The sequence below is a fragment of the Mesorhizobium sp. WSM4844 genome (assembly GCF_055811775.1).
On the sequence record NZ_JBVVQB010000001.1, the window covers coordinates 158,858 to 175,466 of the forward strand.

The 16,609-nt window shown below is 61.4% G+C and carries 14 protein-coding genes; 5 read left to right on the top strand and 9 right to left on the bottom strand.

What is annotated here, in order from left to right:
* Positions 1-46: 46 nt before the first annotated feature.
* From AC0L2A_RS00735 to AC0L2A_RS00775, 9 genes are all read right to left on the bottom strand, one after another.
* A complete protein-coding gene (locus AC0L2A_RS00735) occupies positions 47-460 on the bottom strand; it encodes a hypothetical protein (RefSeq protein ID WP_473607135.1) in 414 nt (137 codons plus the stop codon).
* The gene (locus AC0L2A_RS00740) at positions 457-726 is read right to left on the bottom strand and encodes a type II toxin-antitoxin system prevent-host-death family antitoxin (RefSeq protein WP_473491624.1); all 270 of its coding nucleotides are present in this window, start codon (positions 724-726) and stop codon (positions 457-459) included. The genes AC0L2A_RS00735 and AC0L2A_RS00740 overlap by 4 nt, the downstream gene beginning before the upstream one ends.
* Positions 727-884: 158 nt before the next feature.
* Positions 885-1,730, bottom strand: a complete 846-nt coding sequence (locus tag AC0L2A_RS00745; RefSeq protein ID WP_091589890.1) for a sugar phosphate isomerase/epimerase family protein — start codon at positions 1,728-1,730, stop codon at positions 885-887.
* On the bottom strand, positions 1,727-3,070 hold the full coding sequence (locus AC0L2A_RS00750) for a DUF6005 family protein (protein WP_473607136.1): 1,344 nt from the start codon (positions 3,068-3,070) through the stop codon (positions 1,727-1,729). Before AC0L2A_RS00750 ends, AC0L2A_RS00745 begins: the two co-directional genes overlap by 4 nt.
* A complete protein-coding gene (locus AC0L2A_RS00755; RefSeq protein WP_473607137.1) occupies positions 3,070-4,341 on the bottom strand; it encodes an AMP-binding protein in 1,272 nt (423 codons plus the stop codon). The genes AC0L2A_RS00750 and AC0L2A_RS00755 overlap by 1 nt, the downstream gene beginning before the upstream one ends.
* Before the next feature lie 13 nt (positions 4,342-4,354).
* Positions 4,355-6,064: an IucA/IucC family protein gene (locus AC0L2A_RS00760; RefSeq protein ID WP_473607138.1), complete on the bottom strand. Its 1,710-nt coding sequence runs from the start codon at positions 6,062-6,064 to the stop codon at positions 4,355-4,357.
* A complete protein-coding gene (locus tag AC0L2A_RS00765) occupies positions 6,048-7,817 on the bottom strand; it encodes an IucA/IucC family protein (RefSeq protein WP_473607139.1) in 1,770 nt (589 codons plus the stop codon). Before AC0L2A_RS00765 ends, AC0L2A_RS00760 begins: the two co-directional genes overlap by 17 nt.
* A gap of 231 nt (positions 7,818-8,048) precedes the next feature.
* Complete coding sequence (locus tag AC0L2A_RS00770; protein WP_473607140.1) at positions 8,049-9,176, bottom strand: NAD(P)/FAD-dependent oxidoreductase; 1,128 nt, start codon at positions 9,174-9,176, stop codon at positions 8,049-8,051.
* 60 nt (positions 9,177-9,236) lie between these two features.
* Positions 9,237-10,238 (bottom strand): SIS domain-containing protein, encoded by a 1,002-nt coding sequence (locus AC0L2A_RS00775; RefSeq protein ID WP_473607141.1) that lies wholly within the window; start codon positions 10,236-10,238, stop codon positions 9,237-9,239.
* 101 nt (positions 10,239-10,339) lie between these two features.
* Between AC0L2A_RS00775 and AC0L2A_RS00780 the strand changes: the two genes are divergently transcribed.
* The 5 genes from AC0L2A_RS00780 to AC0L2A_RS00800 all read left to right on the top strand — a co-directional run bounded on the left by AC0L2A_RS00780 (position 10,340) and on the right by AC0L2A_RS00800 (position 16,447).
* Positions 10,340-11,230: a PfkB family carbohydrate kinase gene (locus tag AC0L2A_RS00780; RefSeq protein ID WP_473607142.1), complete on the top strand. Its 891-nt coding sequence runs from the start codon at positions 10,340-10,342 to the stop codon at positions 11,228-11,230.
* A 138-nt stretch (positions 11,231-11,368) separates the two neighbouring features.
* Complete coding sequence (locus AC0L2A_RS00785) at positions 11,369-12,205, top strand: ABC transporter substrate-binding protein (protein WP_473607143.1); 837 nt, start codon at positions 11,369-11,371, stop codon at positions 12,203-12,205.
* 76 nt (positions 12,206-12,281) lie between these two features.
* Positions 12,282-13,799: an amino acid ABC transporter permease/ATP-binding protein gene (locus tag AC0L2A_RS00790; protein ID WP_473607144.1), complete on the top strand. Its 1,518-nt coding sequence runs from the start codon at positions 12,282-12,284 to the stop codon at positions 13,797-13,799.
* A 110-nt stretch (positions 13,800-13,909) separates the two neighbouring features.
* Positions 13,910-15,004 (top strand): LacI family DNA-binding transcriptional regulator, encoded by a 1,095-nt coding sequence (locus AC0L2A_RS00795; RefSeq protein ID WP_473607145.1) that lies wholly within the window; start codon positions 13,910-13,912, stop codon positions 15,002-15,004.
* A 411-nt stretch (positions 15,005-15,415) separates the two neighbouring features.
* Positions 15,416-16,447, top strand: coding sequence for a substrate-binding domain-containing protein (locus AC0L2A_RS00800; RefSeq protein WP_027156384.1), 1,032 nt, complete (start codon positions 15,416-15,418; stop codon positions 16,445-16,447).
* Positions 16,448-16,609: the final 162 nt, after the last annotated feature.

Consider the following 16,609-nt stretch of genomic DNA (forward strand, 5'->3'; position numbering starts at 1 on the left):
GAGCGGACGTACTCAACGGCTGTGAGGCTGATAGCGCCGAACATGGCTACCGTGTTCGGTTTACTGCCTTGAGGGATTTCCGGCGGGCCACGAACTCGCGAGCCAAGGGCAGGAAGAATGCCTTGCTGAATCGCCCGATCGGCGGATCGGGTTCAAGATAGAACGATTGGCCGACGATGTCGGTGTTGTACTCGTCGAAAATGATCCACAGTCGCAGCGCGGCATCAAGGCCGCCCCGTCGCTTCTCGATATCAGGCACCTCCACAGCAAAGCGGCCCGGTTCGGGTTGTTTGGTGGTGATCGGGAAAAACAGGATCAGATCGCCACCGGCGCGGACGAGGCGGACACCAACGACAACCGGACGACTTTTGCGACCCTCTGTTTCACCGCTCACGGCTTCCCGCGCCCAAAGATAGGGATAGCGGATAACGCTGGCTGTCTGGATGTCTTCGAAGCTCAACGCTGAACTGTCTCATCTGAATCTGCGTAGGCTTCGATGGCGTCCTCGAATTCCCCCAGCAGGCTATCGGGCATGGTGTCGATTGTGCCGACAGCGCGCTTGTCCGCGCTGTCGCGCAGGCGTCGATAGTCTTCGATGTTGAGAAGCACCAGGCGCGGCTTGTTGCGCTGCGTTATGGTGACGGGATGGCGCATGGCCTCAGCGATGATATCGCCGGATTTGCGTGACAGGTCGCTGGTCGAGTACGTGCCACTGGATTTCGGCATCACCCGTCTCCTGCATTTGCTGACATTGCTGTATAATACAGCACTGCGGTAGAATCTCAAGGAGCTGAATGTCCCCCGCCTTGCAGCAATACCGGGTTTGAGCGATGGAGCTTCGGGCGATACCGCCTTGCGCCTGTCATGTCATTGTTCGCGGTCGCTTACGCTACGCCGGCGCGAACCGGTGCTTCGCGGTCCGCCCGCAGCAGGCGCATGTTGCGGGCGTCGTTGGCGAGGATGTTGAAGCAGTCGCCGCCGAACCATTCCAGCGAGGCATCCACCTCCTCGCGCTCGAACAACTCGTCGAGGAATTGCAAATAATCCACCGCGCCGTCGAAAAGCGCGGTCATGCCCGTCCGCTTTCCGGACGCGGCATAGACGTTTGCCGGCTCGAAGACGGCGAGGTCGGCACGCGAGCGGACATTCTTCAGATGATAGTGCCGGATATGCGGCAACAAGGCGCGATGCGCGGCGACCGGATCGGCGCCGCCTTCCCAGACGTGCAAGGTGTCGAAATTGATGCCCAGCGCCGGATGGTCGACCTCCTCGAGCAGGCGCTGCGTCGACGACAGTGTATCGGCAAGCGTTCCCGGATGTGTCTCCACCAGGATCTCGCAGCCCTGGTCCTGCGCCATCATGCAGGCGTCCTTGAGCCGCGCCGACAGTCGCCAGCGCGCTTCGGGCGAGGTGTCCCGGCTTGCCGACTTGCCGGCGAACGTGCGCACCTTGCGGGCGCCCCAGCGGCCGGCCAGACGGCAGAGGTTCGACGTGGCGTGACGCAGCGACGCCAGATCCTCATCGAGAGGCAGATAGTCGCTGAGCATCGGCACCGAAAGGCCGAATGCCGCCATCCAGTCGGCGTTGCGGTCGGTCAAATGCTGCATGTTGCGCGCGTGTGCGCCCCAGAGCTCGATGCCCTGGAAGTCGTTCGCCTCTGCCCATCGCGCGATGTCCTCCAGCGACAGCAGATGATGGCGGAAGGTGATCGTGCAGAGCGACAGCCTCATGCGACGGCGTCCTCGACATCGTGGCGCGGCGCGTGCAGGAGGCCGCGCGTGTCGCACCACACCCGATAGGTTTGGGCAAGGCGGCGCTTCAGCGAGCGCTCCATCGCGTCCAGCATATCGAGTTTCTCGAACACCCGCGACGCGAGGGCTTCGTCGCCTGTCTGGCTGAGTTTCATGATGGCGTAGTGAAGCGTCTTGAATTCCTGGATCAGGGATTCGATGTCGTCGCAGATCGGGTCGAACTCGGCGTTGGAAAGCTGCAGCGATCGCCAGAAAAAGGCGAAGCCGTGCTCCAGCGCGTATTTGCGGATCGAGATGACCGGCAGCTCGCGCAGCGCCATCGACAAATCGGGCAGTTTCACGCCGTCGCGGCCTTCCAGATGCGCCCGAACGACTTCGCGCGTTGCGCGCGTCAGCAGATTGTCGTCTTCATGGAAACAGGCAAGGAAATAGTCGCGCAGGTCGACGGCGGACGGTTTCCTGATGTCGGCAGCGTCGAAAATGAAGCCGCCGGCAACGGTCGGCTGCATGATCGCATTGATGACTTTCTGCTTCTCGATCCTGCCTTCCCAGCGGAAATCCGGATCGAGGACCATCCACACCGCCGGATCCTCGGTGTGTTCCAACATCAGATAGTGCGGGAACGGGTTCTGGTTGAACTTGTTCTCGCGCTCCGGCAGGTGGAAGAGATCGAGCATGACCATCAGGTACTCGCTCTGCTTCTTGCACTCCAGAAGCTCCAGCATCGTCGCCAGGTTCTCTACCTTGGCGGAGTCCGGCCGATACCATTGGCGGACCTTGGCGCCGTACAGGCGCTCGAACCAATCGCGGAAGAAGTCGTGGTTGATTTCAGGCGCGTGATACGCCAGCCGCCAGCTTTTATCGACGGCGAAACCCGCATCCCAGACGCCGAAGAAGAAAGGTCGATGATCGAGCTGCCTTTGCTTCACCGCGTGGCAGACATTGCTGACGAAGCAATGGACCTTGATGTCGACGAAGTCCTCGCCATGCACGCCGATCCGCTCAGCCGCTTCTTGTTCCGCGCGAGCGAGAACAAGTTCATTAGCCGGCTTAATCAGTGTTCCATTCTGTTCCGAGGCGTTGACGAACAGCCGCGCCAGGTCGCCCACCGTGTCCAGATCCTGACGGCTGACCACCTCCTCGGGAAGCGCGACACCGTGGTCGAGTTCAAGCGCCAGCATGAGTTCGAGAATGAGCACGGAATCGAGATACAGATCCTCGTTCAGCCTGGCTTGCGGTGCGAAGCTATCCATGTGCTGGTTGTCGAGCTTGTCGCACAGGATCGTCCCGATCGCGTCGACTATTTGATCGTAGGTCATCAGGCTGCCTCCGTCCGTACCGGCGCGAATTCGCCCGTGCTATAGCGCGCAGCCACGTCACGCCGGCTGATCTTGCCGTTCGCTTGGCGCGGGATCCGCTCCACCTGAACGATCTCGGTCGGCATCTGGTGTGCTGCAAGCCGCTCGGCGCACCATTGCCGAAGCTGCGCCCGGTCGACCGCATGTTCGGCGCTGAACAGAAGCGCGACGCGCTCGCCCGCGAATGCATCCTGCTTGCGGAACACGACCGCGTCGCCAATGCCGGCGAACGTCATGACCACGTCCTCGACTTCCTTCGGATAGACGTTGAGGCCCGAGACGTTGATCAGGTCGTCGAGACGCGACAGGAAGACCAGCATGCCGTCGTCGCGGCGGTAGCCCAGGTCGCGCGTCTCGACGACCACGCCTTTGCGCTCGACGGCAATTTCCTTCGGCTCAATGGCCGTGCCGGCGTCGCGCAACGCGAAGCGCGGCAGCACACGGCCGATTTCATTAGCCGCCTGCACATCAGGGTTGATCGCTATGCAGCCGGCTTCCGAGCAGCCGTACTGCTGGAACATGTATTTCGATTTGGCTCTGATCTGCCCGAACCAGGGGTCGGGCAAGAGGGTACCGGATGTCATCGTAGCGTGGATCTGCTCGCCGGCCGGCAAGAGCCTGGCGAGCGTGTGAAGGATGGCCGGCGACGAGATCAGGTAGGGTCGCTCCGTTTCGCGCAGCTTGCGCAGCAGGAATTTTGGGTTCCCTGTGTCCAGTATGGCGGGCGACTGGCCGCGCTTCAGCGCCACCATTACGCCGCAGATCAAGCCATAGGAATGAGTGGTTGGGCCGGCGATCAACGGCGTCATGTCCTGTGGCTCGACAAACGCCGAGGTGTAGCTGTCGATCTCGTCGTCTATGTCGCTCCAGGCGCGCGCGATGCATTTCGGCTCGCCGGTCGTGCCGGAACTCATCTGCAGCAGCTGTCCAGCTTCGCTGGCGCGCTCCTCGCAGATCGGCTCGCCATCCAGCCGGTTGTAGAAAAGCCAGTTGCACTTCGCCGTCTCCGCCTGCCGGCGCGCCGCGGCATATGGCGTCGAGGGATGCAGCGGCAGCACGCTGGCGCCGGCCGCGCGCGCGGCAAAGAAGAACGCCAGCCAATCCTGCGCCTCGGAGAAACAGACCGCAAAACGGTCGCCTGCGCGCTTGTCGAGTTGCACCGCAGCCGCAATGCGGTGCGCCGCTTCGCGGAAATAGGGCTGATCAAAGACCGTGTCGTTGATTGCGATCATGTTTTCTGTCTCCTTACGCGACTGCAAGGCTGTTTGGGATTTCGTGAGCGCATTCGGTGCCCGGTGGCGCGAGCTTGCGTCGAAGCAGCGATTCCGTGCGGATGCGTGGCTGGAACAGGCCAAGCGCGGCCTGCCGGTGTGTCAGTCCGAACTGCCGGCAATGGTCCTGCAACCGCCTGCCGACGTCTGACCAGAAGCTGTCTTCGTCGAGACCGTAACAATGCCGCAGCAGATGCGAGATCTCGGCGAGGTTGTAGACGAACAAGGCGTCCAGGCAGAGCTCGCCGAGCAAATCGGCGCTCTCCATCCAGTAGTACTGGTTCGGCGCGGCGTCACGATAGGCGGGGTTCAAGGCGAGGAAGTCGGGAACAGTGGAGGGATCGCGCAGGAAGCCCGGCACATATTCGACGCTGTCGTGGAAGTCGCGCATCGCCAGTCTCACGGGCCAGCCATCGCGATGGATCAGGATCAAGTTCTGGCCATGCGCTTCCGTGGCGATGCCATGGCCGACGAGCAGGTGAAACACCGGCATCACCACCGTAGCCACAAGCTTGTCGAGCCAGGCGTCCAGCCCGTACTGCTCGACCCAGTCCGCGACGAACGGCTGGCCGTCACTCTCCAAGGCCATCAGCGCGTTGAGCGGCACCGCGGTTTCGCCGGGCTGGAGGCTGCTCGTAACGTCCTCCCGCCAGATCGCGGCGATCTGTCCTGCCAGCGGTCCTTCCCGATCTGCGATCGTGCCGGCATATTCGGCGAGGATCGTGAGCGGATAGCGCGCCTCGAACAGCGTATCGCTGGCGACAATGTCCTTGAGCCAGCGGCTGATCGACGGCGCGCTGCACACCGAATGCGGCTCGATGATGCGCCTGGCCGACGAGTTGACGAGATTCATCGGCAGTTTGAGATTGGCGCGTCGCGGGTGATCGCGATTGAACAGCGTCCGCACGGATTGGCTGGCGCTATAGCGATCGCCGGCATGGCCGAGGAAACCGGCGGAGCCCTCCGCCAGCCAGCGCGACAGCTCCGAGCCCTGTAACGCTTTCCATTGCCAGGGATGCAGCGGCATCAGGCCGAACCGCCTTGCATTGTCGCCGAGCCGGGCACGGCGCTCGTCCAGCAGCGCGTAGGTTTCGGTGCCGAGTTCGTGCATCCAGAAAGCCTGCTCGTCCGTGGGAAACGCCGAGTGCAGACGTTCGGGCGCGACCGCCAGCCAGGCCAGTTGGAAGGCGTTGCCTGCTTCCGGGCCGTACGCCGCGTGGTCGGCGTAGTCGAAGCCGGTGCGCGCCTTGAAACACGGATGATAGGGATGACCCTCATCGATCGCGCTGTCGAGTTGCGCAAATGGCAGATCGCGGCGCGGTCTGGGCCGGAGATTGAGCTGGTTCCAGGCGCTGAAATCGAGCGTCCGATCCAGTTCGGACGTGAGTTGCGCGCGCCGTTCGGGGCAGGTGTCTATGCTCGCAAGCAGATCGCCGAGCGTCGCCGGGCGCCATTGGTCGGCGCAGCCCCGCTCGATCGTCTCGGCGACAACCCTGACCCGGCCGAAGGCGCCGATCGATCCCTCGCAGCGTATCGAGGCGCCGCCGCAGCGCCATTCGAAGCGGGCTTTCCCGCCGTCGCGCGACACCGCGCAATCGACCAGGCCCTCATAGACCAGGGCTTCCGCGAGCTGGCGCATCACACGCAGCTCGGGGATGCCGTGGAGATCAAGAGGCAATGGCATGTGCCTGCTCCGCGGCGACAAATAGCCCGACACGGCTGAGTGGATTGGGAAAATGCGTGTAGACGGCGCTGCCGCCCTCGGCCAGCTCATCGACATCCCCGAGTCGGATTGCCAGGTTGGCCTTCGCGGTGATGTGCGGCTTGTCCAGCAGGCTGGTCGCGAATTCCCCGCCCGCGCCAGTGAGCTCTTGCGCCAGCTTCTTGAGCCGCGCACGCAGCATGGCGAGCAGTTCGGCCTCGCTTGCCAGGCCGTCATGCCCGGCGCGAGCGACGACCGAGAAGATCTGATTGACGATGAGGTAGTAGGAGAGCCGCTCGCGAATCTCACGGTCGTCGAAGAAAAGACTGCGGATCTGGACAATGTCGGGCATCAGGCCATACCACCGGGCCCTGAAACTGTTCGAGAGGTAGAACCCCTGGCTGTCGCGATAGAGGTATCGGCTGGGCAGCCCCTGCTGCGACAGGTCAAGCAAGCTGTTTTGCTGGTGCGCTTCCAGCGCGACGCCGAACCGATCGTAGAGTTTGACCAGGGGATCGAGCGCACAGTCGAGATAGCATTCGAACCAGCGACGGCACGCCTGCCGCACCGAGATATCATGATCCTGCGCGACGCGCCGGACGACGGTTTCGAACAATGAGCTGTGCCCGAGACGTGGTTCGGCCGTCAGTGCCGAAACGGTGATCACCGGGTGGTCGGCGCGGCCCCGGAACGGGTTTTCGCGGAAGATGACTTCGAAACCGCTCTCGGCCTGCCCGGAAAAATCCAGCGTCACGTATGCGCTGTCGTGGAGAAAGCCGAGGCGCGGCTCGAACATGTCGATCCCGGCGCGCTCGAACAGGCGCGCCACCGCAACGCCCGCCTCCAGCTCGTGCCGCCTGTTGACGCGCTTCGAGTTGGTGATGCGGACGGGCAGCGAGAATTTCGGCATCCAGGCGGCATCATCGCTGTACACCGTGCGCACCGAAGAAGTCGCCGTGAACACCGGCCCTGCCGGGCCGAGATACCGGATTTGCCCTGAATCCATGAGCGCGCGCACCGCCGGGTCGAGCATCAACGCTTGCGCCTGAAGCGGATGCATGGGCAGGAGCATCTCGCCGTTACCTGCGGCGACCTTGCCGGCGTCATTCCCCAGCAGTGAGCTGACGATCGCGGTCACCGCGATGCCGGCGGAATCCTCGCGGACGAGGTCGGCAGCGGCGGCGAAATAGGCCAGCTGGAAACCGCCGCGCAATTCGGGGGCATAGACATCCTGCTGCCAGTTCGACATGCCCTGCAGGCTCTTGGGCGTCGGATGCAGCGGATGTCCAAAATACAGGGATTGTTCCGCGGCTATAAAGCCGACCGGTGGCGGCGCCCGATCGGCGGCATCGAGGTAACGCTTCGTCGCCTGACAGCTCTGAAGAATCCGTTCGAGGAGTTCCACATCGGCTTGTCGGTGCGTGGCCGATCCGGCTTCTCTGGCTCCCAGCACAAGCAGATGCACGGCCAGGATCGGTTCTATCTCGTGCCAGTTCGGACCTGCATCCTGACGAATCCAGATCTGTCCAAACAGGTGCATTCCGCAAAGCGATCGGGATTTCATTTCGATGCGCAGCACGGCATGCCGCGACGGCAGGGAAATCTCCACGCAATCGAGGTTCCGTTCTCCGATGCGGTGGAACACCGGAATCCCGGAATTCAGCTCACGCAAATAGCTGTTTGCGAAGGCTCGGAACGTTGCCTGTTCTGCTGCAATCTGATTCTTGTCGATCATTCGTTGCGGACGCCATGTCGCACAGACGCCGGGCAGGCGCTCTGTGCTGAGTTTCAAAGGTTTTGATGGCGCCGCGCGTGAAGGGCCAGCCTTGCTGCGGCCGCGGCTAAAACTAAACTACGATTGTCATGTTATCCTAGTCAGCTGCGCGGATCAACCTCCGAAGGCGGTCATCTGGGCAATGCCACCGCGGCTCATCTGGACAATTCGATCTCGGCCGCGATTGCCCTTTTAGCCGAAACGGTTGGCGCGGAAGGTTGCAAGCATGGGATGCGGATTGCCGGAGGCGATTTCTTTGGCCAGCAATTCGCCGACGATCAGTCCAAGCGTGGCGCCGCTGTGGCTAAAAGCGATGTGAAGGTCGGCGACGGTCTCGACGGAGCCAAGCACCGGCTCGCCATCGCCGGGGATAGGCTTCGGGCCAACGGCGTAGGTTGCGAGTTGGAGCCGCGGATTGCCGTCGAGCACGGCGGTAGCTTCGTCGAGCAGTCCCTTTACGGTTTTGTCGTGCACGGTGTAAGTGCCGTCTGAGTTGACCACGACTTCTTCCTCCGACCATGCCGAATCCAAAACAAGTGCGCCATCCGGCGTCGGGCGCACCGCAACACGCGGCGTATTCAGCACGGCACGGAGGTCGGCCTTGATCGGTTTGGTCTTCAAGAGAAGTGAAATCGGGGTGGCGTCGGGGACATGGACTCCGATCTCCGCAAGCATGCAAGGCGTCGCTGGTCCTACGGCAAGGACGACTGCATCCGCCTCGACCGGCGTACCGCCAGCAGTGATGACGCCACGTGCGCGACCGCCTGTGGCAACTATCCGCACGCGTCCAGCGTCCTGAACAAGCTTGCCGCCGCGGGAGCGGAATTCATTGAGCAGCCGATCGATCAAAGACGGCAGGTCAACCCATCCTTCGCCAGGATTGAAGATGGCGCCCTGCGGGGCGATCGCGTTTGCATCGATGCCGGGCGTCACTGCGCCAACTTCGGCAGGGTCGAGCAGAAGCGAGTCATAACCAATATCCTGCTCCAACTGCCACATCGACGCGATCTGGTTCGCCTCGTCATCCGCATCCCAGGTGAGGCCGCCGTCAAAGCGAAGCCACGATGCGGTTTCCGGCCTTGTGGCGGCCAGGGTCCGATAACGATCGATGCCTGCAAGCCTCAAGCGGTGATAGGCAGTGTCCGCGCGTCGCGCTGAGTTCAGCCAGGAAAGTGAACGGCCGGATGCACCATTGGACGGCGCGCCGTCGTTGACAATGGTCACATCAAGGCCAAGGCGGGCGAGGTGCAGCGCGGTCGATGTGCCAAAGATGCCTGCGCCGACAACGACGACATGACGCGGCTTAGGGGATGCAGTCATAGAGAAATCCTTCTACGCGGAAGATGGGCTGAGTGTGAGATCGCCACACGCGCGGCGGGACTAGTAGTCCGACAGCTTCTTCATGTAGCGCCGGCCCTCGAGCATTGGCCGATCGCGCAAACCGGCCAGCTTGTAGGCAAAACGCCATAGAGTGTCGAAGAAGACCAAAGGCACGAGATAGGGTTTGATGTGTTCGGACATACCGCTGAGGTCGAGTTCGGCTCCATCGAGCACCAGGATGTTTTCCCGGCTGCCGTACTCGATAAGGAAATCGCGGGCGCGTTCGGAAAGGCTCCGCGTCTCATCCAAACCCAGCAAGACAATGAAGCAAGCATCCTTATCCACGACTTCGAATGGGCCATGAAAGAACTCGTTCGCGTGTATTGCCTGCGAGTCGTACCACTGCATTTCCATGAGCACGCAGATGGCGTAGGAATAGGCCGCACCGTAGCTGGCACCGCTGGCTAGTGTGTAGATTGCCTCTCGAGGTGCGAAGCGAGGGGCAAACGCCTCGAACCGGTCTGCGTAGGCCCGGTGCGCGCGCTCGATGGCCGGTTGAAGATGGCCCAGGGAGATCAGCAGGTCACCGGTTAGCCCGCCATCCTCCCGAGCATCGATCAAACCGGCGAGCAGCATGTAGAGCACGCCGTAATTGCTGTAGGCTGCATCGATTGCTTTGCCCGTCGTGTACGAAGCCTGGTAGGCAATCGGGTGGTCGACCGCCCGCGCGAGGGGCGATGTCTGGTCGAGCGTCATGCCGATTGTCGTTGCGCCTCGCGTCCTGGCATGATTGGCCGCCCGCACTGTCTCGTTGGTGGTTCCTGTCTGCGAGCAAAGGACAACGAGCGTGTCAGGTCCCAACCGCCGCGGATCTCGGCAGACGAATTCATCCGCGTTGTAGCTGTCACAGGCGAATGTCCCATTGTGGCGGTCGAGGAAGTATTTGCCTGCCATCATGATCGAGAGCGAGCCGCCGCACCCCACGAGAAAGAGGTGCGAAAACTGCCTGCCCGCGGTGGCGTTCAGAGCGCGTTCTACGTCGGCAGGCAGGGCGGAAATCATGAGTATCCTCGTCTCGCTGACAGAGTTGGGGTCGGCGCGCAATTGACAGGCAGCAGTCATTGTGCGAACGTTATCACATCCTATAAGCTGAAAGTCCTGCTATGGTCAAGATTGCCGCGATGGGCGATAACGTGGTCGATTGCTATCTTGATCGCGGCGAGATGTATCCTGGCGGAAACTGCCTCAATGTCGCAGTCCACCTGAGCCGCTTCGGCGGGCAGTCGGCCTATGTTGGAGCGATCGGAAAAGACCGGGCCGGGGACCTGATCTGCACGGCACTGGCGTCGGAGCGCGTTGACATCACCCGATTGCGGCGCCTCGAAGGGCCGACCGCTTACTGCCTCATAGGTCACCACAACGCCGATCGGATTTTCCTGGATTTCGACCTCGGTGTTTCGATGTTCACGCCGACGCATGAAGATCTGGATTTTCTCTCAGGCTTTCAGGCCGTGCATATCGGCCAGTCCAGCGGATTAGACCCGTGGATTGCCTCAGTGTCAGGTAACTCTCTATTATCTTACGATTTTTCTACGCGACGGGAACCGGAGCATCGGCGAAAGATTGGACCTTATTGCTATCTGGCTTCCGTCTCAGGGGATGGTCTCGACGACAAGGAATTGGCCGCAGTCGTATCCGAGCTGCTTGCATGTGGTTCAAAGTGGGTTTTGGTGACTCGCGGTCGAGCCGGCGCTGTGCTTCACAGAGACTCTGTCTCCTACCACACTCCGGCGCGGCTGGTCGAACCCGTCGACACCTTGGGCGCGGGCGACACCTTCATCGCCCGAACGCTACTCGGCCTGCTTAACGAAGAGGCGCCTCACGACATTCTCCGCCATGCCGCGGAGGCGGCGGCTGCAACCTGCCAGTACTACGGCGGCATCGGCCATGCGTCAGCAATCGATATCGGCAACATAACGCCCGAGATCCTCCGCGCCGCCCGGCACGCTCCACCCGGGAAGCCGTCTAGCCGCGAAATTCTCCGAAACAATTGACCCGATGATCGGACAGTGCTAGGAAAAGTGATAACGTTCTCATCCGCTCAACGAAACGCCGCTTAAGAGCATTTTTGATGGATCAGACGTCGAGTGGGACCGCAAGGCCGGGTTCGGCCGATTAAGAGGAGAAGACACATGCAAACAAATTCGAGCAGGCGCCACCTGGTGAAATGCGGTCTGGCGCTGACCGTCGCGCTGGTGACAGGACTTGGCACACTGGCCTGGTCAACGCAGGCAAAAGCGAGCGACAACCCCTACAATCTCATCGACCCGACGGTGATCAGCGTCGGAACGATGGGCGATGCGAAACCCTACGTCTTCACCGACGCCAATGGAAACTTCACCGGCTTCGATGCTGAACTCTTCCGCGACGTGGCGCGCCGGCTTGGGTTCAAGGAGGAGCAGGTCGTCTTCACCGGCCAGGAATTCTCGGCCTTGCTGCCATCCGTCGCCAACGGCCGATTCGACGTCGCTGTCGCCGCCATTGGCACGACCGCGGAGCGCAAGAAGACCGTGGATTTTGGCGATGGCTATCTCGCGGGTTACCTTTCGATCATTTCGGCCGATCCGGCTCTGACGAGCAATGAGAGCACCGCCGGAAAGCGCATCGGCGTCATCCAGGGGACGCTGCAGGAAATCTATGCCGAGAAGAACCTGAAGGGCGACATCGTCAAGTTCCCCGACAACAACACCGCGGTGGCGGCGCTGAACAACGGGACGATCGATGGCCATTTCACCGACTATGAGTCGGCCAAGCAGTATGTAGAACGCTATAAAAACCTGAAGATAACCATGAACGTGCCGTCCTTCGATGCGCCAGCCGGGTTCGTCGTGAGGAAAGGCAACGATGCCTTCCGCGAGGCACTGAACAAGGCACTGCGCGAGGCCATGGAGGATGGCACTTGGAAACGGCTGCACGAAAAATGGTTCGCGGGCACCCCCATGCCGGATCAATATCTGCCCAAGATGTGAATTCGAGCGACTTCGCTGTGTTTTCCGGCCGGGCCCGTGAGCAACGGTGCCCGGCCGAGTTATAGATGGACTTGATATGAGCTGGTTCGACACCTTCTCCCGCAGCTTCCTTGATTTCCAGGCGATGGCAGAAGTTCTGCCAAACATGGTGAGGGTCGGCCTCAAGAACACCCTGATCCTGGCCGTCGCCTCGACGTTTTTCGGGACGCTGATCGGTATCGTTCTCGCGGTGATGGGGATCTCCGAGAACCGGCCGCTGAAGCTCCTCGCGCGGGTCTACACCGATGTCTTCCGTGGACTTCCCGCCATTGTCACTATTCTGATCATTGGCCAGGGCTTCGCACGGTTGGGCCGCGACCTGTTCGGTCCATCGCCTTATCCGCTGGGCATTCTGGCACTCAGCCTTATTGCCGGCGCCTACATCGGAGAAATTTTCCGAGCCGGCATTCAGAGCGTCGAGCGCGGTCAGATCGACGCCACCCGCACGCTCGGGATGACGTATGGCCAAGGCATGCGCCTGGTGGTGATCCCGCAAGGCATCCGCCGCGTCCTGCCGGCACTGGTCAACCAGTTCATCGGCAACGTCAAAGACTCCAGCCTGGTCTATTTCCTTGGCCTGCTCGCCTCCGAACGCGAACTGTTCCGTGTCGGCCAAGACCAGGCCGTGCTGACCGGCAATTTGTCACCACTCTTGCTGGCCGGCGTGTTCTATCTCGTGATCACGGTCCCGCTAACCCACCTCGTCAACTACATCGACGCGCGCATGCGCGTCGGCAAGCGTATCAGCGGCGTGCAGAGCGGCCTCAAGGAAGTCGCCGAGCTGGCTGACGCCGGTCTGCCGGGTGCAGCGAAGTCGCCCGCACGCTTCAAGGGTGGCAGCATCGAGGTCAAGAATATCGACATGGCCTACGGCGCCGTCCAGGTGCTCCATGACGTCAGTCTGAAAGTGGAGCCCGGGACGGTCACCTGCCTGATCGGCCCATCCGGCTCAGGCAAGTCGACCTTGCTGCGTTGCCTCAACCGCCTCGTCGAGTGTCGAGCCGGGGACATCCTGCTCGATGGCGAAAGCATCTACAGCCAGACCCCTGACCAGCTTCGGCGGCGTGTCGGCATGGTTTTCCAGCAATTCAACTTGTTCCCCGACCGCAGTGCGCTCGCCAACATCACCCTGGCGCTGCGCAAGGTAAAAGGCATGTCACGCGAGGCGGCTGAGCGCGCGGCCTTGGCGAGGCTGCATGAAGTCGGACTTTTGGAGCGAAAAGACCATCGGCCGGCAAATCTTTCGGGCGGACAGCAGCAGCGGGTGGCCATCGCGCGAGCCCTGGCCCTCGAACCCGAAATTATGCTGTTCGACGAAGTCACCAGCGCCCTCGATCCGGAATTGGTGAAGGGTGTCCTGAACTTGATGGCCGACCTCGGACGGGGCGGGATGACGATGGTCGTCGTTACGCACGAGATGAACTTCGCTCGCAAGGTTGCAAACCAGGTCGTATTCATGGACGAGGGACGGATTGTCGAGGCAGGGCGACCAGCGGACCTTTTCGACAATCCGCAAAGCCCACGTCTTCGGCGCTTTCTGTCTGAGGTGCTCTGATTGCAATAGTGTGTGCAACGGCGAGTGCTGCTGAGTTCGGGCTTGCGGGGCGGGCCTAACTGCCACTAGCTCGTCTTTGCGACGCACGAATGGGCGGCGGGGCTTGCTGAGTGATTCAAAGATCATCAAAAAACGCAACCATCATAGAGGTTGCTCGCCGGGCCGGGGTCAGTTCCGCCACGGCGGGGCGTGTGCTTGGCGACTATGGCTACAGCAGCCCCGAGGTTCAGGAGAAGGTGCGCGCCGCCGCAACTGCGCTCGGCTATCGCCCCAATCGCCTGGCAAAAGGTCTGATCACCGGTAAGACGCAGACTATCGGAGTTGTGGTCGGCGACATCGAAAGCCCATTCTACGCGAGCGTCTTGCGTGGGATAGGGGATGTTGCGCGCCGTGGCGGCTTCGGGGTTATCGTTACGAATAGTGACGAAAATGCCGAACTCGAGCGTGAGGCAGTGCAACTGCTGCTGGAAAAACAGGTCGACGGTTTGATCGTCTCATCGACCTTCGCGGATCAGCCGGATCATCTTCGTGAGGCAGTCGCGGCCCGCTGTCCCGTGGTGCAGTTCGACCGCATCGTGGCGGGCCTGGAAACCGATACCGTGGTGGTCGACAACGTGTCTGTAACGCGCAGCAGCATCGCTGCAATGATTGAGGCCGGACACAGCCGCATCGGCATACTGGCCGAACTAGGTCCGGGCCAGCGCGATGATGTCGGCTCGTTCGTGGCGAACGCTGACCTCTCCAGCGCCGAGGTTCGCTACCATCATCCAAGCTGGCAACGGCTGTTGGGTTATCTGGAAGCCCATCGTGCCGCAGGAATCGAGCCGGATCTGAAGTTGATCCGCCGCGTGACGGTCTATTCCAGCGAGGCGGCCCGCAAAGAGGCGCTCGATCTGCTGACGATGCGCAATGCGCCGTCCGCTCTATTCACCGCCGACGGTGTGATGTCGACAGGCGTTCTGGAGGCGACTTCCGCACTGAGGCTTGCGATTCCAGGAGACGTTTCGCTGCTTTGCTTTGACGATCTCGACTGGATGCAGTTCGTGGCACAAGGTATCACAGCCATCGCGCAACCCGCCCATTTGATCGGAGCGGCGGCGGCGGAGCTTCTCTTGAAAAGGCTGGCGGAGGCCACCTTACCTTTCGAGCATCGTGTCCTGGCGGCCCGCTTGGTGGAGCGCAATTCGATTGCCGTGCATGTCTAAGGCTGGACGATCTGAAGTCCCCTGAGAGGGGAAGAAGGCCCGTCCCTGACATTCAATCCCTGCCTGCCTTGACCTACAACGGTCGTAGGTCATTCAGGAAAGCAGTTGAAACTGCTGACCTAAGCTTGCCTGGCTGTTCACTCACCAACACTGGCGACCCTAACGGCTTCGGCGCCGGTCCTCGTGAACGGGGACAGCCGCTGCGATGGCGGCGCTTGTCGCCTCGGCCGGGCGGGTGCACGAGCGGTTGTGAAATATATTTCTGTATGTGAATTTTATTGACACTCGAGCCAACTGCTGCGAATGATCAACCGCTGGGCCTCGGGAGGAGGTTCGGCCTCATCAACCACAAGCGGCGGCACGCAAGTGTCCGACCGCCCAATTGACCAGGCTTCGGCCGAGGGAGGACTCTTGCGCAAATTTTTGAGCATGCTCGCCATTTCGGCAGCCGCCACCACAGTGTTGGGGGCAAGCCACGCCGCTGCCCAGGCCGCTAACCCGTTCAAGTGCGAGCCGGGTGAAAAATACGTCATGAACGTCATGGTTTCCGGCGTCGAATATTGGTTCCCGGTCTACGAGATGTTCAAGCAGGCTGGAAAACAGTTCGGCTGCGAGACCGAATATACCGGGACCCCCGAATACGACGTGAACAAGCAAATAGCGACGTTCGACCAGGCGCTGGCTCAGAAGCCGGCTGGCATCCTGGTCCATCCGATGAACTCCGATCCCTTCATCGAGCCAATCAATCGGGCCATTGAGCAGGGAACGGCAGTCGTCACATTCGCCGCAGACTCGCCCAACTCTAAACGAGTATCCTACATCACCTCCGACAACGTCGCCGAAGGCACCTATGCTGCCGATGCAGTCGCCAAGGCGATGGACGGCAAGGGCGAATACGCGGTCCTCGAAAACCCCGGACAGGACAATCACGACAAGCGCATTGCCGCGTTCATCGCCCGCATGGAAGCCAAATGGCCGGATATGAAGCTCGTCGGCCGCGCTGCGTCGAACCAGGATGCGACGAAGGCCTATCAGGCCGTGCTCAGCCTTGCTCAGGCGCATCCCGATCTGGGCGCGGTGTTCATGCCGGAAGCCAACTCGGCAATCGGCGCAGCTCAGGCCGCCAAGGAAGGCGGCGGCAAGATCCGGGTCATGCTGGCCGACGTCAACGCCAAGATCCTCGACATGATCAAGGCCGGCGAAATCTTTGGCTCAGTCAACCCGAACCAGGGCATGCAGGGCTATATGGGGTTCATGCTGCTGTGGCTGGCCAAGCATCCTGAACTGATCGATCCGATGAACGACGCCCGGCGGTCGGGCTTCAACGGCATGAGCGTGCCCTTCGTCGACAACGGCTTTTCCATCGTCACCGCGGAAAATGCCGACGATTTCTATTGGGACGCCTACCTCAAGCGGCGCGGCACCAAGGGCATCGAGGAATAAGGCCCGCCGCTCTCGGAGCTCCTTCGGAATGCTCGACCGGACGGGGGGGGGGGGGGGCCCCCCCCCCCCCCCCCCCAAAAAAAAAAAAAAAAAATTTTTTTGGGGGGGGTTGTAGACCGGCGAGAAAATGAAATAGCAACAAACAAAAAAAAGATTCGAGAG